Source organism: Clostridium sp. NSJ-145, from assembly GCF_021044725.1.
Lineage (GTDB): Bacteria > Bacillota > Clostridia > Clostridiales > Clostridiaceae > Clostridium > Clostridium disporicum_B.
On sequence record NZ_JAJNOS010000001.1, the window covers coordinates 19,946 to 41,537 of the forward strand.

General features: G+C 30.1%; 22 protein-coding genes and 1 pseudogene. All 23 read right to left on the bottom strand.

The window, feature by feature from the left end; translation table 11 throughout:
* Nucleotides 1-56: 56 nt before the first annotated feature.
* Nucleotides 57-1,361, bottom strand: coding sequence for a pyrimidine-nucleoside phosphorylase (locus LQE93_RS00120; RefSeq protein WP_055265794.1), 1,305 nt, complete (start codon nt 1,359-1,361; stop codon nt 57-59).
* 22 nt (nt 1,362-1,383) lie between these two features.
* Nucleotides 1,384-2,553: a phosphopentomutase gene (locus tag LQE93_RS00125; protein WP_055265796.1), complete on the bottom strand. Its 1,170-nt coding sequence runs from the start codon at nt 2,551-2,553 to the stop codon at nt 1,384-1,386.
* A 56-nt stretch (nt 2,554-2,609) separates the two neighbouring features.
* A complete protein-coding gene (locus LQE93_RS00130) occupies nt 2,610-3,488 on the bottom strand; it encodes a tyrosine-type recombinase/integrase (RefSeq protein WP_055265798.1) in 879 nt (292 codons plus the stop codon).
* 71 nt (nt 3,489-3,559) lie between these two features.
* Nucleotides 3,560-4,195 carry a stage II sporulation protein M gene (spoIIM, locus tag LQE93_RS00135; RefSeq protein WP_055265800.1) on the bottom strand — a complete coding sequence of 212 codons (636 nt, stop codon included), beginning with the start codon at nt 4,193-4,195 and terminating at the stop codon, nt 3,560-3,562.
* Between the two features lie 81 nt (nt 4,196-4,276).
* Nucleotides 4,277-4,948: an HD domain-containing protein gene (locus LQE93_RS00140; protein ID WP_231071590.1), complete on the bottom strand. Its 672-nt coding sequence runs from the start codon at nt 4,946-4,948 to the stop codon at nt 4,277-4,279.
* Nucleotides 4,949-5,145: 197 nt separating this feature from the next.
* A pseudogene (locus LQE93_RS00145) lies at nt 5,146-5,292 on the bottom strand (sporulation initiation factor Spo0A C-terminal domain-containing protein); the annotation flags it as partial.
* A gap of 175 nt (nt 5,293-5,467) precedes the next feature.
* Entirely contained in the window at nt 5,468-5,761 is a 294-nt protein-coding gene (locus LQE93_RS00150; RefSeq protein ID WP_231071592.1) for an HNH endonuclease, read from the bottom strand.
* A 138-nt stretch (nt 5,762-5,899) separates the two neighbouring features.
* Entirely contained in the window at nt 5,900-6,142 is a 243-nt protein-coding gene (locus LQE93_RS00155; protein WP_231071593.1) for a hypothetical protein, read from the bottom strand.
* Nucleotides 6,143-6,315: 173 nt separating this feature from the next.
* On the bottom strand, nt 6,316-6,765 hold the full coding sequence (locus LQE93_RS00160) for a hypothetical protein (RefSeq protein ID WP_231071595.1): 450 nt from the start codon (nt 6,763-6,765) through the stop codon (nt 6,316-6,318).
* A 75-nt stretch (nt 6,766-6,840) separates the two neighbouring features.
* Nucleotides 6,841-7,650: a hypothetical protein gene (locus tag LQE93_RS00165; protein ID WP_231071597.1), complete on the bottom strand. Its 810-nt coding sequence runs from the start codon at nt 7,648-7,650 to the stop codon at nt 6,841-6,843.
* Nucleotides 7,651-8,083: 433 nt separating this feature from the next.
* Entirely contained in the window at nt 8,084-8,677 is a 594-nt protein-coding gene (locus LQE93_RS00170) for a recombinase family protein (protein WP_231071599.1), read from the bottom strand.
* A 237-nt stretch (nt 8,678-8,914) separates the two neighbouring features.
* Nucleotides 8,915-9,286, bottom strand: coding sequence for a helix-turn-helix domain-containing protein (locus LQE93_RS00175; RefSeq protein WP_231071601.1), 372 nt, complete (start codon nt 9,284-9,286; stop codon nt 8,915-8,917).
* A 475-nt stretch (nt 9,287-9,761) separates the two neighbouring features.
* The gene (locus LQE93_RS00180) at nt 9,762-10,679 is read right to left on the bottom strand and encodes a hypothetical protein (RefSeq protein ID WP_231071603.1); all 918 of its coding nucleotides are present in this window, start codon (nt 10,677-10,679) and stop codon (nt 9,762-9,764) included.
* 68 nt (nt 10,680-10,747) lie between these two features.
* Entirely contained in the window at nt 10,748-10,915 is a 168-nt protein-coding gene (locus LQE93_RS00185) for a hypothetical protein (RefSeq protein WP_231071605.1), read from the bottom strand.
* Nucleotides 10,916-10,917: 2 nt separating this feature from the next.
* Nucleotides 10,918-11,502 (bottom strand): hypothetical protein, encoded by a 585-nt coding sequence (locus LQE93_RS00190; RefSeq protein ID WP_231071606.1) that lies wholly within the window; start codon nt 11,500-11,502, stop codon nt 10,918-10,920.
* 732 nt (nt 11,503-12,234) lie between these two features.
* Nucleotides 12,235-13,191, bottom strand: coding sequence for a tyrosine-type recombinase/integrase (locus tag LQE93_RS00195; protein ID WP_331000390.1), 957 nt, complete (start codon nt 13,189-13,191; stop codon nt 12,235-12,237).
* A gap of 221 nt (nt 13,192-13,412) precedes the next feature.
* Nucleotides 13,413-14,219, bottom strand: a complete 807-nt coding sequence (spo0A, locus tag LQE93_RS00200; protein ID WP_231071608.1) for a sporulation transcription factor Spo0A — start codon at nt 14,217-14,219, stop codon at nt 13,413-13,415.
* A 244-nt stretch (nt 14,220-14,463) separates the two neighbouring features.
* Complete coding sequence (gene spoIVB / locus LQE93_RS00205) at nt 14,464-15,654, bottom strand: SpoIVB peptidase (RefSeq protein WP_231071609.1); 1,191 nt, start codon at nt 15,652-15,654, stop codon at nt 14,464-14,466.
* A 179-nt stretch (nt 15,655-15,833) separates the two neighbouring features.
* Nucleotides 15,834-17,534 carry a DNA repair protein RecN gene (gene recN, locus LQE93_RS00210; protein WP_231071611.1) on the bottom strand — a complete coding sequence of 567 codons (1,701 nt, stop codon included), beginning with the start codon at nt 17,532-17,534 and terminating at the stop codon, nt 15,834-15,836.
* Nucleotides 17,535-17,557: 23 nt separating this feature from the next.
* Nucleotides 17,558-18,007 carry an arginine repressor gene (locus LQE93_RS00215; protein WP_055265810.1) on the bottom strand — a complete coding sequence of 150 codons (450 nt, stop codon included), beginning with the start codon at nt 18,005-18,007 and terminating at the stop codon, nt 17,558-17,560.
* 1 nt (nt 18,008) lies between these two features.
* Nucleotides 18,009-18,860, bottom strand: coding sequence for an NAD(+)/NADH kinase (locus LQE93_RS00220; RefSeq protein WP_231071612.1), 852 nt, complete (start codon nt 18,858-18,860; stop codon nt 18,009-18,011).
* 41 nt (nt 18,861-18,901) lie between these two features.
* Nucleotides 18,902-19,711 carry a TlyA family RNA methyltransferase gene (locus LQE93_RS00225; protein ID WP_055265814.1) on the bottom strand — a complete coding sequence of 270 codons (810 nt, stop codon included), beginning with the start codon at nt 19,709-19,711 and terminating at the stop codon, nt 18,902-18,904.
* A gap of 11 nt (nt 19,712-19,722) precedes the next feature.
* A complete protein-coding gene (dxs, locus tag LQE93_RS00230; RefSeq protein ID WP_231071614.1) occupies nt 19,723-21,582 on the bottom strand; it encodes a 1-deoxy-D-xylulose-5-phosphate synthase in 1,860 nt (619 codons plus the stop codon).
* Nucleotides 21,583-21,592: the final 10 nt, after the last annotated feature.

Here is a 21,592-nt window from a genome sequence, read left to right on the forward strand (position 1 = left end):
GAAATAAAAATATGATAGAAAGAATTATTATTTCTCTCTATCATATTTTTTTATAATTATCTAATTATTTCATATACTACTGGAATATTTAAGTCATAACTATCATTTATAGTTATATTGCTTAATATATCCTTTTTAGCTTTTTCTATCTTATCTTCGTTATTTGCATGAATATAAGCTAGAATATCACCTTTAGAAACTTTATCTCCACGTTTCTTATTTAAAACTATACCAACAGCTAAATCTATTTCGCTTTCCTTAGTTGCTCTTCCTGCACCTAATTCCATTGCTATTAGCCCAAAAGCTTCTGCTTTAATTTTTGTTATATATCCATCCTGTTGTGCTACTACAGGTTCAATAAATTTAGCTTTTGGTAAAAGATCTAAGTTATCTATTGGTGCCACATCTCCACCTTGAGCTTTTATAAATTCTTTTAGCTTTTCTAAGCCTTTACCATTTTCTATGTTTTGAAGTAATAATTTTCTTCCCTCTTCTACAGTATTAGCCTTCTTTGCGCATACTAACATATTAGAACCTATAGTTAAAGTTAATTCTAATAAGTCTTTTGGCCCATTACCTTTTAATAGCTCTATAGCCTCTTTAACCTCTAAGCTATTTCCTATAGCATATCCTAAAGGTTGATCCATATCAGATATTACAGCTATAGTCTGTCTATCTAAAGCATTACCTATGTTAACCATCTCTTGTGCTAAGCTTCTAGCATCTTCTGGTGTTTTCATAAAAGCTCCATCTCCAACTTTTACATCTAAAACTATGGCATCTGCTCCTGAAGCTATCTTTTTACTCATTATACTTGATGCTATTAAAGACATATTATCTACTGTCGCTGTAACATCTCTTAATGCATATAGCTTTTTATCAGCTGGAACTAGGTTTCCACTTTGCCCCATAATTGCTATGTTTATTGAGTTAACATTATTAGTAAATTCTTCTTCTGTTAATTCTACAGAGAATCCTTCAAATGTTTCAAGCTTATCTATAGTTCCTCCTGTATGTCCTAAACCTCTTCCAGACATTTTAGCTACAGGCACATCTAATGATGCTACTAAAGGAGTTAAGCAGATTGAAGTTTTATCACCAACTCCTCCAGTTGAATGTTTATCTACTTTAATTCCATTAATTTTACTTAAATCAATTTCATCTCCTGATTTTACCATAGCCATAGTTAAATCTGCAGTTTCTCTTTTATTCATTTTATTAAAGAAAATAGCCATTAACAAAGCTGAAACTTGGTAATCTGGAATTTCACCTTTTGTAAATCCATCTACAACAAAATCAATCTCTTCTTTTGATAATTCATTACCTTTTCTTTTATTCATTATTATGTCATACATTCTCATAATTAATATTCCTCCTAAGAAACTACTTTAGCTTATCTAAAAAGCTTTCACCTTTAATTTCATTATCTATATTAAAGAAATCTAAAATAGTCTTTCCTATATCTGTAAAGCCTTTTCTTGTTCCTAAATCTACTCCACCTTTAAGTTTTTTACCATAAACTAATACTGGAATATATTCTCTTGAGTGATCTGTGCTATCTGTTGTAGGGTCACAACCATGATCTGCTGCAATTATAAGCATATCATCATCGCTCATATTGTTATATATTTCTTGTAATCTGCCATCAAAATCTTCTATAGCTTTTCCGTAACCTTTTGCGTCATTTCTATGGCCATATAACATATCAAAATCTACAAGATTAGTAAAGATTAATCCCTCTTCTACTTCTTTCATATATTCTAATGTTTTATCTACGCCATCCATATTATTTTTAGTATGCACAGCTTTAGTAACACCTACTTTATTATAAATGTCTTCTATTTTGCCTACTGCTGCTACTTCTTTACCGTTTTCTTTTAAATATTCAAGCATAGTTTTAGAAAATGGATTTAACGCATAATCTCTTCTATTAGATGTTCTTGTGAAGTTACCTTCTTCACCTATAAATGGTCTTGCGATTACTCTACCTACAGCCTTGTCGCCTACTAACATTTCCCTTGCAATTTCGCACATTTTATATAATTCCTCTATGGAAATAACTTCTTCATGAGCTGCTATTTGAAATACTGAATCTGCAGAAGTATAGATTATTGGGTATCCTGTTTTTACATGTTCTGCACCTAATTCTTTAATTATCTCTGTCCCTGAAGCAACTACATTACCTAATATACCTTTTTGATTTGTTTTTTCTAAAAATTCATTTATTATTTCATCTGAGAATCCTTCGGGATATGTGTTTAATGGTTTATCTAAGATAACCCCTCCGATTTCCCAATGTCCAGTAACTGTATCTTTACCTTTAGAAAGTTCCATAGCTCTACCATATGATCCTTTTGGACTATCACATTTATTAGGTCCATTAACGCCTTCTATATTTCCGATACCAAGCTCCTCTAAATTGTTAATATTTAATCTTCCGCAAACTTTATATATGTTGTCTAGCGTATGGCTTCCAACATCACCATATTCCTTTGCATCTGGTAATTCTCCTACTCCTAAACTATCTAATATAACTAGTATAGCTCTCTTCATTTTTGTTTCTCCTTTCCTACTCTTAAATATGCTCCCTATACTCATGTCTTATTGCCTTATGCTCTCGGATGGGAGTTCTTGTAAACTAAATTTATCTTATCATTGTTTATTATTTCATAGTAAGTATCCATATATGTTAGGACTTGATTTCCTAATAATTTTTGTACTGCTCTTACATTAGCTCCATTTTGTAATAAGTGTACAGCAAATGAGTGTCTGAAAGTATTTAAGTTTACATCTTTCTTTATTCCAGCTTTGTGAGAATACTCTTTTACTATTCTCCATACACCTTGTCTAGTTAATTGTTGACCATTAAGATTTACAAAAAGATTATCAACTCCACTTGCTGCAATAAGATCTCTTATCTTTAAATATTCTTTTATTGCATTTTTAGCACTTCTGCCAATAGGAATTACTCTTTCATAATTTCTATTATCATGACATACAACGTATGATAAATCAAGATTAACACATTCTACTTTTAACCCTATTATTTCTGATACCTTCATACCAGTTGCATACATAAGTTCTAATAGTGCGTTATCTCTTATACCTTTATTACAATCCTTATCCACTACCTTTATTATCTTATCAACTTCTTCAACTGTAAGAATTTCTGGAAGTTTCTTTGTGCTATCAGTTGCCTTATAATATATTTTAGGAATATCTCTTATTATCTTATGATCTTTTAAAAAATTATAAAAACTTCTTAAACTAATTACTATTCTATTTATTGACCTTTCAGATTTCCCTTCATCTAATAGATATTGTATATAATCAGATACTGTGTTATTATCTGATTCATTTAGATAAATATCCTTGCTATTTAAATATTTAATATATAAATTTACATCTGTAACATATGCATAAACAGTATTTTCACTTTTATGGCTTTGTAACAATGATTCCCTATACTCGTTTACTATCTCTTTCATAATTCTCCCCATTCCCATCTAATTTATATAATTCGACATTTTTTTATATTTCCCTCTATATTTATATTCTGTTAAACAATTTTATAAACATTTGTTAAAATAAACTTAATTAAGTTTGGACAGAGATAAGTTTCAACTATCGTACCAACAATAAATACACACAAGAATACCCCTACTTTAAAAATTATTTCCTTCTCTACTATTGTATTTACTTTTCCTTTATTAAAGAACCTATCTCTAAGTTTCATTGAAGAAAATTGTATAAAAACTATACTTAATGCAATGAAACATGGTATATAAATTATGTTCTGAGGTAAAGTCGATGCTACTGCAAGCCAAATTCCCTTTCCATCAAAGCTAGTTAATAAAAAACTAAATGTATAACCTAAGGTAAATCCCTTAATTAAGTCTATTAATAAAATTAATGGGGCACCAAAGATTGTAAAGCCAAATAATACGATTGCTGTTAGCAGAATCAAATTTTTCTTTAAGACATCTAGTAATAAAACTTTTGTGTTAACTTGCTCTGAAACTATACTTTTAGTAAAAGTTAAAAAGTAATCTGTTAAGTCAGTAGCATCATTATAGTTCATATACTTAACCATAAAAGTTCCTAAAGTAATTCCTACACAAAAAAATATGAATACCATAAAATAAAATATTTTATTTTCTTTATAATTATGTTGTGCCTTATTAATTATATTCATTTTAATCCCTCCAAAATCATTCTACATTGAATAATATGACGAGATTAACAGTATTATTCATAAGTGAATATATGTAAAATACTATTTATTTAAATTTTTCAGTATTTTTTCAACATTTTCCTTAGCTTGAGTTACATCTACATTATAATTTCTTTTTAAAATATCTAAGATTTCTAGTACATCTAAAACTTCCTTACTCTTTTCTTCATATGTTTCTTGATTTCTTCCTAATCTATCAGAAATAAATAATAATGCCATATCATTAATATCTACATCATTTATCAAGCTTTCAACATTTCCATAAGGTAAGTTTTTTATAATAAATAAATGGTGCATATGATATCTAACCATATTACAAACCTTATCAATTTCATCTTCTTTAATATCGTAGTTTTTTAATATTTTACGAGCTAAGTCAGCTCCAATTTTATCATGATCGTAAGATATCCATCTACCGCTTCTATTTTTTTTAGTTGCTGCTTTTTTTCCTACATCATGTAATAAAGCTGCTAACATTAGACTCTTAGGACTATTTGCATACTCTCTTATAGTAGCAGCTTGATCTACAACTAATAATACATGATTCCACACATTTCCTTCTGGATGGTGTTTTTTTTCTTGTTCTACCGATTCTAATTCTATCAGTATCTCTAAAGGTGTATCTTTTAATGATTCTTTAATACTTTTTAAATAAATTGATGGTTTAGCATCAGCTAAAAGATGATCAATTATATATCTTAATAATGTACTCAAATTTATACCTACTTTCTTTTTAACTATTATTTTAAATTTATAATTTTAACTATATTATCCCTCTCTTTTTTATCTATATTACTAAATTACTATTAAGTTATAAAACAATAATAATCAAATAACATAAAAAACAGCAACTAAAATGCATTTAACAAATTAGTTGCTGTCTTAACCATTCTTATTTAGCTTTTTAATTATTAAGAAACTTTATTCTTAAGTCTTAGCTTGTCTGCAATTATAGCGATAAATTCTGAATTTGTTGGCTTACCTTTTTCATTGTGTACAGTATAACCAAATAACTTATTGATAGCTTCTACTTGTCCTCTACCCCAAGCAACTTCTAGCTTTAGGATAGTTTAGCCTGTATTTCATCAGCGTTAGATACTGCTAATTTCTCACTAAATTTTATAACAGATTTAATAGTTTTCCACTAGATATTAGTTGCCTTAACTGTTATAAATTCATTATCAAATTTAATATACCATATATTTGCTTATCTTACAACTAATCTATTGATATTTATACGTTAGTCTCTTTTATAGGAACCTCAATCTCTTTAATTGAAATCTTACTTTCTATTAGTAATTTAAGTTTTTCTTTACTTAACCAAGGTCTTTTTCTATGTAACATTCTATGACAGTTTGCACAAACCAAAACAATATCCTCAACCTTAGTAACTTCATTTTCTTCTAACTCCGATACTGGTTTTATATGATGCCCCTCTATATAATCTTTTCCAATTTCTCCATAAACACTTTCATAATCAAATCCACATACCTCACAGTATATCTTACCATTTTTCTCCTTAAACATATCTTTTGCCTTTTTTATAACCCTTGGATCTCTTTCTCTAACTACGTGCTGTTTAAGCCTTTTTCTTCCTTCTGGAAACCCAGAATCATCATCTGTAATATCGATATTCTTTATAGTTGGTGTAAAATTTCTTAATCCTCAATGTCCTTTTCCTTTTCCTTCAACAGAATAAAAAATATCCATTTTCCCATTATAAACATCACTATCACTTGAATATCTTTCTATAGTTCCACGAACTGAAGCTGTCCAACTCTTATTTTGTACTAAATCCATATTATCTCTTTCTATTATTTTATCATAGATATCCTTGTAAAAAGCATGTCCACCTAATTCCTCTATAGCTTCAATTATTTCATCAAGCCATTTATTCTTATGAGCCATACAATTCCCTCCAAGTTATTAATATATCCTATATTATACAATATATTATTAATAATTCGGAGTCATATTTTTACTTTACTCTACCTAATTATATTCTACTAAAGAATATGAATGATTTACCTAGCTACTGTTTATATCATTTTTCAAAATTCTTTTTTACTAGAGAGGACGTTTTATATCCTCTCTAATATCTCAGCGTAATACTGTCCTAAATAATACTCCTTGATAGCTGTTATCCCAGCCTCCATTAGTTTCTCACTAGGAATAAAACTACCATTACCTATAGCGTACATAGTAGGCTTAGCTATCCTCATTGCCTCAGCTATCTGTCCATACTTCAAGCCATATTTAACATGTAATACCTTACAGCTCTCTATGAAATTATCTGTAGTCATATGTTTTAAAAGTTCTATAAAATTATAATTCACATTAGCTGTATGAGCTGTTATATCGGGAGATATACTTGCCTCTCTCTGCGCTACCAATCTTTTATATAACTCCTCTAGTACCTTCTCTGATAACTCTCCAGCCTCCATAGCTAGTAATAGCTGTCCTTTACTAATATCGTTAATATCTGCCCCTATTATTTCTCTTTTTAAAATTTCTACTCTATCTTTATTCATAATATTTAGTCCTCCCATTTCTTAAATCTAAAAAAGTACAAGAGAACTGATATTACAGCTCCCTCATTATATTATCTACTTTCTAGCCTTAGCTACAGCTCCACCAGTAAACTCTACCAAAGAGAATGAATGTTTCACCTTAGCTACAATGTTATAAAGTAACTCAGTATCTGCTACATGAAATACTCCTACTTCTTTCTCATATACATTTAAGCCTCCGTTAGTAATACCACATACACCGTCCTCGGCAAATTTAACTACTAATATCTCATTATCAGCTAAGTCCTGAGATACTACTATAGGCACGCCATTATAAGACACTACCCTATGTCCAAAAGCCTCAATTTGTACTGGTGTATATCCTTCTGATTTAAATAACTTCTTTAATGATCTATGACCTTTGTTATTTACAAATATCATATTAGCCCCTGGTACAGCGTCTAAAGCGTCGTCCATTAAATCAATAGTTAACTCTCCAGTTAATTTAGTACCAGCTATATCTTTAGTTAGCATATCTTTTAACTCAGCTATTACTTTTTTCTCTAATGCTTTACCACTAGATACCATAGCTAAATGCTGTCCTTCAGCTTTAATGTCTGTAATATCTGACATTACCCCTAAAGCTCTATCTGTTTTAACTGAGTTTGTTAAGATAACTAGGCTCTTAGTAACCTTAGTAGACTGTAACTCTGAGGCGATAACGTCTTCGCCTAACTCTCTATGTTCAGTTGGTAATAAAGTATCCACTACATTATAAGAGTAAGCATTACCTCTAATTTGAATAAAAGGCATAGCCTCAACTACTGGCGTAGCTGTAGCCATTGATAATACAGAGCCTTTTTCTAAAGTACCCTGACAGTAACTTAATAAATTCTTTTGTGACATATATAGTCTCCTCCTTTGTTCTGTTAATGCCAGCTTATTTACTGACTTGTAAAGTTCAATAAAATAAAAATGAGGAACAGCCTAACCGTTCTGACTGTTCCTCTTTACTAAAATTAAGGAAGTAATTTAAGCAAGAGCTGTAGAATCCTCCTGCCCTGTGTTGCTAGTATTTTTAGAACAAGCAAAATGTATTTTTCTTTATAATACAGAATACTATTCGCTAGAGAGTAGAATTACCGAACTACTCTCTTAATCACTTACTAGCTCACGACTTGACCTTTTTTATAAGTAAAAATATAAATTTTTTTATATTAATTTTAAAAATATATTAAGTACTGTCAATTTCTCTTACACAGAGTCTACTAGTACCTCCTTCCCCTTCCCCCAGTACCCTTACTCTGTTACCCACCTCAAATAAAAAAAGAGAAAGTTATTACACTTCCTCTGCCCTTCTCCTTGCCTGTTCTCGCTTAATTGTTGCCTCTGATATTCCTGTCATTTCTGATACTTTCTTAATGCTGTATTCTTTCCTTAACTCCATAGCATGGTCTAGTTGAGAGATTGAATATTTCTTAGGTCTTCCGTCTTTAAACTTCTCTCCCTTTGCCTCTGCCTTAGCTTTTGCTACAACCTTACCTGTTTGAGTACGTTCTATAATCTGTACCCTTTCTAATTCTGCTACAGCTAATAAAGTAGTTAAAAAGAATTGCCCCATAGCTGTATCTTCTAATAGTCCTATGTTAAGTACATGAACAGCTACACCTTTACTGAACAGCTCCTTTACTATGTTAATTCCTTCTACAGTATTTCTAGCTAGTCTATCAAGTTTAGCAACTACTAACGTATCACCAGCTTGTAGCTCCTCCATAACAGTTCCTAATACTGGTCTATCTGTAGTAGCTCCTGTAAACTGTTCTTTATATATCTTAGCCTCAGAGTATCTCTGCAATATCTCATGTTCCTGTGCCTCTAAGCTATTATTATCTATCTGCCCTTTACTACTAACTCTACAGTATCCATATATCATAAAATATTAACCTCTTTCTAAAATCACTTTTGAGCTTAACTTATGAGCTAGGCTCAGTACTGATTATATCATAGCTCTTTTAATTGGGTCAATACTCTTAAGTTATGAGCTAGTTGATACTTTTGAACTTGCACCTATGCACTCCCTAAAAAGCCTCTAACCGTTGAAAATACTAGTATAGATAGATATTTACTAAGTGCAATAGACAGACACACAGCGAGCCTGCCCCACTAATTACTACAGTCCTAACTCTTTTAATACGTCCTCAGTAGATAGCTCAGGTCTTTTAATAGCTTTCATATCACGTCTAGCCTGTAATATCTTCATAGTATCAAAGAATAGTTCTGAGCCTTTTAGTCTATCAGATAATTTACTGCTATCTAGCAGGTCATTAGCTGTCTTTAATACCTTATCCTCTATGGTGCTAAACTCTGCTACTTTCTGCTCCTCTATTAGCTCCTTAAACTTCTCCTTCCAGTTAAAAGCTGTTCTCCTAGATATACCTATCTCATCTGCTATCTTATCCATAGTTTTGCCTGTAATGAATTTACGGCTAATCTCATATATAAAGTCCTGCTCCTGTTGGCTTAATCTTTCTAATTTAGTCATATGTTATCTCCTCCTGTTTTATTCTTTATCTCTTTTGAATATTAATAATCAACTTTATTACTGTTTATACTGAAAGTACTAACTGTTAATCTACATTGTACTGTTATGCTGTTTATACCGTTACTAAATACCTTCGGTATTCATAGCCTAACTTCGTTAAGGCTCTGCCCCTTCTACAATTATGTTTAGATATGTTTAGAGTTCTATATCCTAGTATTTAGACTATGTAGAGCGTAAGCTCCTGAGGCTCTTGAGCCGAAGTATAACGGTCTTACTGTCCTTTTTACTGTCTCGCCGTCTCTATCTCCAGTTATTATTATGCTAGTTTTATCTCCTGTTTACTTAACACAGATATAGAATAAGTTTTATGCTCTAAGCCAGTAATAGCCTCAAAGTATTGTAACCTCAATGGCAAGTTTTTTAGTACTTTTGTAACCTCAATGGCAAATATAAAAGGAGCCTACTCCAGCCCCTACTACTTTACCTCTGTACCTATTAAAAACAAGTTTCCTAAAGCCTTTAAATCTTCTATACTACTACCTTTATAATATAATCTAGTATTAATACAGTATGAATACTTTCCATACCTTAAAAATTTCCCTATCATATACTCACCAGCTACACTAATTTTAAATAACTCAGTCTCTGTCCTCTTAGCCTTTTCTACGTTTAATCCTAATACTCTACATATATCAGTCATAGACATAGGCTCAATAAGTCTAGCGTCTCTCTCCTCAGGATTAGAGCATATTGAGTTATGGTAGATATTAATATAAGGTAGTAGTTGAATAAATATAGCTAATCTAGCATGTTCTCTAATCTTAGACCTCTCATACAACTCCCTTACAGTCTCCTCGAATACTCTAGCACTATTCTGCTTATATCCCTTATTTAATCTCCCCTTAGATACTAACTCAGGGTTTATAGTCATATTACCGTTACTATCTATTATTACAGCCCCTAACGCCGTTAACTTATCCTTTACTATTATAGCTTGCTTTCGACTTATTCTAAGCACCTCAGGCAAATCACTAGCCGTCATAAGATTTCTATGTTTATCTCCATACTTACAGCCGTATCTCAGCTTATTATCATAGTCCATAAACGTTACTAAATACATAAACTTAAAGCAAGTAGCACCGTCAAACTTCCCCTCATTAGTAAAAATGTCTATTACTCTCTTATATCTATTAAAACTAAAGCTACCATAGCTAAAATCTAAATAGTATTGTAGCTCCTCTTTTGATTTCCTTTTATTCAGACCTTTTATCTGATTAGACCTTTTCTTAGTCTCCTCCTGCAAATGCTCTCTTACTATTTCCTCAGCTGTCAGCACTTCTCCTGTATCCACCTGTACAAACTCTGTAAGCCTTCCACTTATTCTATTAATCATAGTATTACCTCCTATTATTTATATTTCAGTAAGTAATACAAATAAAAAAAGAGCCTTGTTACAGCTCTCTACTTCTTGCCTCCGTACAATCTACTTATTTCATTATCTAGCTCCTGTAGCTCTTTCTCTTCCTTTTCTGATAATGCTGGTCTCTGTGCTATTAAATAACATACTAGTCCAGCTATAAATAATACTATAGCAACTATAATTCTTATGTTAATAGGCTCTATAAACATTATTACTTTTCTACTCCTTTTTTTAATATATCTGAATACTCATTAAGTATATTAATTTGCCACTCTAAGAAATTATCCACTATTGTGCTGTTTACTGACTGAGAAGATACTACTACCTCTGAATATAAACTTGCCAATAACACCCTCAACCTCATATCAAAAGTTTCTTGTGAATACATAGTAGTAATTTTCAAATCCTCACTATACTCTATTTTTTGTTCACTATTCATCAAATCGTACATTTCTTTAAATTCTGTTTCTGTTATCTCAAACTCTACCTTATGACCATACTTATTTCTTATTGTATTGAACTTTGTGAGTACAGTATATAAATCCCTATCTATCAATCCTATCCCATAACATAGATTTAACTTCTCTTTAAAATACTTTAAATCTAATGCTTTATAATTTTTAGTCCCTAATCTTAATAGTTCCTCTAATTCTGCCTCAATATATAAATGTGCTTTTAATACAATAGCTAACGTATCGTCTCTTTTTGTAGCATTTATAAACTCCTTTCTTTTTTGTATATGTATTTTACTATCTTCATTAAGTTTTAATTTTCTAAGTTCGTTTACATATTCCATATTCCCCCTCCTATCTATAAATATTATACTAATTATTAAATTTTTTTCTAATGTATATCTATTAAGCAAGTAATTACTTTAGTTTAAGTAGCGTAGCGTCTATACAGCCTTAGGGGAGCTAAGTGAGTGAAGGTATAGTTTACCCTATTTTTCAAAGGTAAACATTATACAGCCTCTTTTTCACGTCGTTTCGTTTCGGCTTTCTGACTTGTTAATTACTGCTTGTACACCTATAGTCTGCCCATAAGCAAATACAGTAACCCCGACTATTTCTAGTCCAGACTTCCTCCCCAGCTAATTCATAAGGAGGTCAGCTGTACCCTCCTAAAGCAATACTCCGAGTCAGTCGGAATACTCCTGCTGTATTTTCTGCAACGGCTCCAGCTCACCTACTCTAAATTTATAGTCCTAGAGTGCTTACAGACTAACCTACTCCCTATTTTAGGGTATAGGAAATAAAGCCTTGCATACTCTCTCTTTTTTTGATACCATATATTTAACGGTTAACAGTATCTCCTAGTGAGGTACACAAAGATTTATTTAACAATATTTAATTGTTACAGGGGGAGCTAGTGGAATAGCTCCTTTTCTGTTATCTTAAAAAATATGTTCTTCATAGTATTTAAAAAGTTTATCTTCTTCCTCTTTAGTAACTCTTTCTTTTCTTAAATATCTTAGTAATATATCTTGAATTTCTTTAACGTCCATATATCTTATTACTCCTTTTATCTCTTACTTTCTCTGCATATTTTCTAAAGGACTAAACCTCTGATAATTTTTTCTAATATCTGTTACAGTCAAGTCTAAATACGCCTTTTCTGTTACTGTTACTGAACTATGTCCCAGTATTCTTGAGAGAGTATATATATCCATACCTGACATTAAAGCTCTCTTAGCAAAATTATTACGTAATCCGTGAGGAGCTATATCCTTAGATATACCTGCTCTATTTTTATAAATTCTAAAGTTTCTTTCAAAATTACGTACTGTTAATGCTGTCCCTTTTCTAGTTGGAAATAAAGTCTTATCAGTAATACTATATCTGTCTTTATATTGGAGCCACTTTCTAAGTATTCCAGCCATTATTGAGCTGAAAAATACATATCTATCTTTTTTACCCTTAGATATTTGAGCTGGTATTAAAATAGCTCTTTTATCTATGTCTATATCCTCATAAGATAAAGCTAATGTCTCTCCTAATCTCATACCAGTATCCATAATCAGCTGTATAACTACATAGTCCCTATACTCATGATACTTAGTAACGTCTAAAGCCTTGACTAAAGCCTTAAACTCACTATCTGATATATCTTCCTTAGCCTTTCTCTTAACCTTTATAAAGCCTATTTTTTCTACTGGATTACTTTTAATAACCCTTTGGTCATACAGCCAGTTAAAAAATACCTTTATATTTCTTATGTAATTATTAATGGTTACATCAGATACAGGCTTTCCAAAATCTTTTCTACCTGCTGGGTTATTTAGACCTACTGTCTTATCATCACTTACATATGAGTATTTACCTCTATCTTTTGTAAACTTTAAATACTCTGATATATGTTCTCCTTTGATTTCTTTTAGTGTTGAAATACAGTACTCTTCCTGTAGATACTTAGCTAATAACTTTAAAGTAGTCTCATATGATGACATAGTTTTTACAGATAGCCCCTTTAAGCTACAATATTCCATAAAATCTTCGATATAAAAATGAATACTCTATTAGACTTTAAAATTTTAGGCACGAAAAAAAACACCTCCTATTAACTGTTTTACCAATTAATAAAAAGTGTTTTTTATCTTCTCTATATAAAATTTAGTGTCGTCTAAATGTAGTTTAGTGCTATACCTGAAATACATTTGACAAATTAGAAATACTTGCTCTACGCTGATTTCACTAGCGTTAGACAGCCCTAAGACACTTTATTCTTTAATCTTAGCTTGTCTGCAATGATAGCAATAAATTCACTATTTGTAGGCTTTCCTTTATCATTATGAACTGTATATCCAAACAATTTGTTGATAGCTTCTATTTGCCCTCTTCCCCACGCAACTTCTATAGCATGTCTTATAGCTCTTTCTACTCTTGAAGCTGTTGTATTGTATTTCTTAGCTATTGAAGGATATAATTCCTTTGTAACAGCAGATAGAAGTTCCATATCATTAACAACCATAGTTATAGCTTCTCTTAAATACATATATCCTTTTATGTGAGCAGGCACACCAATCTCATGGATAATATTTGTAATTTCAGTTTCTAAATCCATTGGCCCATTAGATGACACTACTTCGTTTACAGGTACTGATATAGGTTTCTTTATAACTTCTGTTGTAACAACCCCATTAAACATTTCCCTTATTCTCTTTGTAAAAATATCCATATCAAATGGTTTTACTACATAATAATCTGCACCTAAAGTTATAGCTCTTTGAGTTATCTTATCTTGTCCTACTGCTGAAAGAACAATGATTCTTGGAAATTTCTTTAAATTCATTGAATGTAATCTTTCAAGAACTCCAAGGCCATCTAAATGTGGCATAATTATTTCTAAAACAACTAAATCTGGTTCTTTTTGTTCAATAAGTGCTAAAGCTTCCTTTCCATCTTTTGCAATACCTGTTACAACAATATCTCTCTGATTTAATAAATAGTCATTTAAAATACTGCAAAATTCTTTATTATCATCTGCAATTAATACTGAAATTTTGTTTGATTCCATTTCCCTTTCTCCTTTACCATGATTTTACATAAAAATATAAACCATATTCAATGTTATATAAAAAAACCCTTCAATTTAATAGATTTTTAATTATTTGTAAAATTTATGTTTTTTATAATACAAATCACATTATATTTGTATTATAACACAATAAAAAAAAACATAATAGTCCTTTTTACATAATTTTGAAATTTTTCTGCCTTTTTTTAAACAAAAGCCTACTTTAATAAAGTAGGCCTTGCTTTTATGGTAAAATTTCAGCATCTTTTAACATCCATTCGATATATATACCATATCCATAATCGGGTTTATTTATCAAAACGTGCGTAACTGCACCAATAATTTTATCATTTTGTATTATTGGACTTCCACTCATTCCTTGAACAATTCCACCTGTACGACTTAATAACTCTTCATCAGTTACTTTGATTATCATACTTTTTGCCCCCGGTTTATCTTGAGGCAATAATTTAACAATTTCTATATCATATAATTTTGGACCATCTTCTCCTATAGTTGTTATAATTTTTGCTGGTCCTTCATTTATCTCATTCCTATAACCAACTTGCATAGGTTCATTAAATACAGGATTTATTAATGGTTCAGAGGTCTTTCCATATATTCCTGATCCCATATTTCTACTTATACTTCCAATTGATTCTTTTTCATTGAGGAATAATCCTTTCAATTCTCCAGGAGCTCCTCTTTGACCTTTTCTAACACTTAAAATGGATGATCTAAGTAATTCACCATTTTTTATTGAAAATACTGTATTTGTATCAGAATCTGTTATTGGATGTCCTAATGCACCAAAAGTATCACTATCTTCATGATAAAATGTTAATGTTCCAATCCCTGCAGTAGAATCACGCACCCATAATCCTAATTTATATTCTTCTCCTTCTTTTAAAAGTTTAATTTCTTTTGTTAACTTACTTTTACCTCTTAAAATTTCAACATTTATAAAATCACTATTACTTGATTTAACTTTAGATATCAAATCCTTAGAACTTTCTATGTCAGTTCCATTAACTTTTAATATCATATCTCCTAGCTCTATACCTGAACTTTTACCTGGGCTATCTTCTGTTCCATTTAGTGTCTCCACATTTGAATATCCTACAACTAGGACTCCATTAGTTGATAATTTGACTCCAACACTAGTTCCACCTGGATATACCTCTAAATTTGGAACTGTTTGAACAGCTACAGATTTTATAGGAAAAAGTCCTAAAAAGTCTATATTCAATTTATCGTTATTTAATTTTATTTTGTTTAGAAAGCTATTATCATGTAATGAAAGGTCTGTTAACTTTGATTCTTCATTAATGTATATTTTATCTGGTATCCTTGAGATACTTAGATAAGTAATTAAAGTCAAAATAAACATTGGAGCAGCTATTATGCTAAAGCGTTTAATGAACTTTTTAATCATTTTATCTCCTCCTCCTTTGCTTCTGACTTTAATTTTCCCTTATAGAATTTACAATATGCTGTAGTAACTTTGTTATTAAAGTTAAAAATTATTAAGAAAAATAATTTTTTATAAAAAAAATAAAACCATGTTTTTTTTCCATGATTTTATTTTTTGCAGTATTGCTTAATCTTATGTAACTATATATGATTTTTTTTAATTTCTTCTTTTTTTAAATCAGCAAATCTAACCATTTCTGAAGCATTTTCTAAAGCTACGCTACTAATTTCATCTCCACCAATCATTTTAGCAATTTCTTTTACTTTTTCATCTTTAGGTAATATCTTAATGCCAGTAAATGTTTTATTATCTTCAACCTTTTTTGATACAAAGTAATGATTATCTGAAAGTGCAGCTATTTGAGGTAAGTGAGTTATACATAAAACTTGATGCTTTGTAGAAACTTGATACATTTTTTCTCCAACTCTTTTTCCAATAGTACCACTTATACCTGTATCAATTTCATCAAAAATAAGTGTTGGAATTCTATCTTTATCAACAAATACACATTTTAATGCTAACATAATTCTTGATAATTCTCCTCCTGATAAAACCTTCTCTAATGGTTTTAATGGTTCTCCAGGATTTGCAGATACTAAAAATTGAACATCATCATAACCATATTGATTAAAGTCTTCACATAATTCAACTTCTATCTTTATGATTGCTTTTTCTAATCCTACATATGAAAGCTCTTCTTTTATACTTTTCTGTAAAATTTCAGCAGCTTCAACTCTTAATATATGTATCTCTTCTCCAACTTTTCTCATTTGAACTTTTAATTCTTCTAATTCTTCTTTTAATTTATTAATTATAACTTCAGAATTTGTTAACTCTTCATATTGCTCTTTTAAATTTTTTAAATTATTTAAAATATCTTCTATAGAGTTTCCATATTTTCTTTTGTAAATATCTATCTGATATATTCTTTCATTAATTTTAGCTAATTCATTTTCATCATAATATACTTCATCGCCAATATCTCTAATCTCACGTGAAGCTTCTTCTATAACATAATACGCTTCTTCTATTTCAACTCTTCTATTTTTGATCTTCTCTGAATGACCTTCAACAGATGATAACTCACTTATTACCTTAGATAAACCTTCTAATACTGACATTCCATTATTTGAAGTATGTAAATAACTATAACTTTTAGAGAGACTTAATGATATTTTTTCAGCATTATTAAGAAGATTAAACTCCTCTTTTAATGCTTCATCTTCTCCAATTTTCAAATTAGCTTTTTCAATATCATCTATTTGAAACTTAATATAATCTACAAGTTTTTCTCTATCTTCGCTTCCTTTAAGTCTATTTAATTTTTCTATTAATTCTATATGTTTACATCTTAACTTATCAAATTTACTCAATAATCCTTTTAATTTATCCATATAAAATTCATCTAAATATAAAATATGAGTTCCTTTATTAAGTAAATTTTGGTTTTGATGTTGTCCGTGTATATCAAGAAGCTTTTCTCTTATTCTTTTTAATTGTGATAACACAATAGTTCTACCATTTACTTTTATAAAGCTTTTCCCAAAAATTGTAGTTTCTCTTGTGATTATTAACAGTTCATCTTTCTCTATTCCTAATTCGTCTAAAATTTCATATATTTCTTCATTTTCTATAGAGAAAATAGCTTCAACATATGTTTTCTCTTCTCCATATCTTATTAAATCTTTAGAAAACTTTCCACCTAAAACATAATCAATAGTATCAATTAATATAGATTTCCCGGCACCAGTTTCTCCTGATAATATATTAAATCCTGCACCAAATTCAACTGAAAGTTCTTGAATTAACGCAAAGTTCTTTATATTTAATCCTATTAACATTGTACCCCACCTTAATATCTATTTTAAGAAATTATCTTTCTTACCTTTAAAATAAGCTCTTCTGCCTTTTCATCTGTTCTTACTAAAATAAATATTGTATTGTCTCCTGCAATCGTTCCTGCAACATCTTCTGTATAAAGATTATCTATAGCCTCTGCAACTGCTGAAGCAGTACCAGTTAATGTTTTTAATACTACAAACTTATCCACTTTTTCTGCTGAAATTGCTGCATTTTTTAAAATGCTATATAATTTATCATTTAATCCACGCTCTTCTTTACTTGGCGCTACATATCTATATTTGCCTGATGAACTCTGCATTTTTACAAGTTTTAATATCTTTATATCTCTTGATACTGTAGCTTGAGTTACATCAAATCCATTTTTTTTAAGCTCTTCTGCTAATTCTTCTTGTGTTTCAATTTCGGATTGGTTTATTATTTCTAGTACTTTATTATGTCTTTTTGACTTCAAACTAATTTTCCTCCCCTTCTACTTGATTATTTAAGATTTTCTTACGTAACACCTTAAAATAATCATAATCATCTAATAGTAATATTTTTGCATTTTCTTTTGCTTTTTTTATTTTAATAATACTTTTATCAATATTTTTTAAAGATTTTTGTCCATCAAAAGTCAAGTATATCTCTTCACTATAACTATCTGCTTTAATTTCAATTTTACTTTTACTATTTAAAACTATTGGTTGCATACTCTTAGTATGCGGACAAATAGGTATGATTGTAATTACGTCCATATCTGGATAAACAAATGGACCTCCTGCTGAAAATGAATATGCTGTAGATCCTGTTGGAGTAGAAATTATTAGTCCATCACCTTTAAAAGTATAGTATAACTTATCATCTATAAACACCTTAAATTTCATCATTCTAGATAATGTCCCTCTAGCTATAACTATATCATTTAAAGCCTTATTCACTTCAAAATTACCTTCTATATTACTTTCACACTCTAATAAAATTCTTTCTTGAATTATGAATTCATTATTTTTAATTTTTTTCAAAGCATAATCTAAATTATCTATTTCTATACTTGCAAGAAATCCTAAATTACCGATATTAACTCCTAAAATAGGATAATTGTATTTGTCGTTTATATCCCTCGCTACACCTAAAATAGTTCCATCTCCACCTAATACAATAATTAAATCAAGCTCTTCATCAATATTAATAGAACTTATATCAAAACTATTTAAAACTGTAATTTTAGAATCTAAGAATACATCATTTAATTTTAATAATATCTTTTCTAGTATTTTCCCATCTTTATCTTTTGAAGGATTTAACGCTATAGCAATATTTCTCATAATATTTCCTTTTTTAATTCTCCTATACCTAAAGCCAGCTATTATAGCTGGCTATGTGATTCTTCTATTATATCATTAATTTTATCTAAACTAAAATCTGATTCTTTTTCTTTATCTTTTGAAAAATACACAAGATATTCTCTATTTCCTTCTGGCCCTTTAATAGGTGAGAAACTCATGCCAATTATATTAAAGTCATTTTCTATTAAATAATTAGCTATGTTGGATACAACTTCTTTGTGTACTTCTTTATCTCTAACTACACCCTTTTTACCAACTTTTTCTCTTCCTGCTTCAAATTGTGGTTTAATTAAAGCCACGACTTCACCATTGTCTTTTAATAAATTTTTAACTGCAGGCATTATAGTTCTTAAAGAAATAAATGAAACGTCTATAGAAGCAAAATCTAATTTATCTCCTATATCTTCAGGAGTCACATATCTTATATTAGTTCTCTCCATACAAACAACTCTTTCATCAACTCTAAGTTTCCAAGCAAACTGTCCATATCCTACATCTACTGAAAACACCTTAGCTGCGCCATTTTGAAGCATACAATCTGTAAATCCACCAGTAGAAGCACCTATATCCATACATACCTTATTATCTAATGATATATTAAACTCATTCATTGCTTTTTCTAGCTTTAATCCGCCTCTACTTACGTATTTTAACTCTTCGCCTTTAAATATAATTTCAGCATCTCTGTTAACTTTCTCTCCAGCTTTGTCAACTCTCTGTCCATCAACAAAAACTAATCCAGCCATAATATTAGTTTTAGCTCTTTCTCTTGAATTACATATGCCCTTCTCAACTAAAAGTATATCTAATCTTTCTTTCTTTGATGACATCTTTATCTCCTTTATCCTTGTATCTCTACTATGCAATCTTTTATTCCTTTTGGATCTAATCCTGCATCCTTATAAAGATTTGTAACATCTCCATGTGGTACAAATTCATCTTTAAATCCTAATGATCTAAATCTACCTTTAAATCCTAATTTATTTAATTCCATAAGTACATATGAACCAAATCCACCGTTTACTATATTATCTTCAATAGTAACTATATTAAATCCTTTTTGCACTAATTCATTTAGCATTTCTAAATCTAAAGGTTTTATAAATGTAGCATTAATTATAGTTGGATTATATCCAAGTTCTAATAACTTGCTTCTAGCAATTAGTGAATGCTGAACCATTTTTCCTGTAGCTATGATTGCAACATTCTCTCCATCTATAATCTTTTCCCACTTTCCACAATTTATTTCACTTACAGGTATAATTTCATCACAACAATCTGAACCTCTAGGATATCTTATAGCCACTGGTCCATTTTGATTTATAGCCCATTTCAGCATTAATGATAATTCCTCTAAGTGCTTTGGTGCTAAAACCTTTAAGTTAGGTATTTGCGAAAGATATGATAAATCAAAAACTCCTTGATGAGTTTCTCCATCTTCTCCTACTATTCCTGCCCTATCTATTGCAAAAACTACAGGTAAATTTTGTATACATACATCATGAATTATCTGATCAAATGCTCTTTGTAGGAAAGTTGAATAAACCGCAAATACAGGTTTTAATCCGGCACTTGCCATACCAGCTGCTAAAGTTGTTGCATGCTCCTCTGCTATTCCTACATCAAAAAATCTATTAGGATATTTTTTTGAAAATTCTTTTAATCCAGTTCCGTCAGGCATTGCTGCTGTTATAGCTACTACTCTATTGTCAACTTCAGCAAGTTCCATCATAGTATCTCCAAAAACTTTTGAATAAGTCTTTTTAGGATTTATATTAGTTTCTCCACTTTCTAAGTCAAAAGGTGATACTCCATGATATTTATTTGGATTTTTCTCAGCGAATTCATATCCTTTTCCTTTTTGAGTTATTACATGTATAATAACTGGACCATTAATACGCTTAGCTTTTGTTAAAACATCGTTCATCATATTAATGTCATGTCCATCTATTGGTCCTATATATTTTATTCCCATCCCTTCGAAAAACATTGATGGTACTAATAATTGCTTTATACTATCTTTAACTTTATGTATAGAATGACTTAATGCTTTTCCAACATTTGAGCCATTTAAGGTCGAATTTATGTCTTCTTTTAACTTATTATATCCAGGTCCAACTCTAAGTTTGTTTAAGTGATTTGATAATCCTCCAACATTTTTTGATATAGACATTTGATTATCATTTAACACAATAGTAAGATTGGTTTTATTAAATCCTACATCGTTAAGTGCTTCTAAAGCCATTCCCCCTGTTAATGCTCCATCACCAATAACTGCTACAACATCATAATCCTCTTTTAATACATCTCTAGCCCTTGCCATTCCTATAGCTGCTGAAATAGATGTACTACTATGCCCTGCTCCAAAAGCGTCATATTTACTTTCAGATCTTTTAGGAAATCCACACAATCCTTCATATTTTCTTAAAGTGTCAAACTTTTCTTTTCTTCCTGATAATATTTTATGTACATAAGCTTGATGTCCAACATCCCATACAATCTTGTCTTTCTCAAGATTGTATGATTTGTATAGACTTAAAGTTAATTCTACTACCCCTAAATTAGAAGATAAGTGTCCTCCCGTTTTTGAAACACTATCTATTAAAAATTCTCTAACTTCTTCGGACAATTTATATAATTCTTTACTACTTAACTTATGAATATCATCTGGAGACTTTATATTATTCAATATATTTCCCATACATACCATT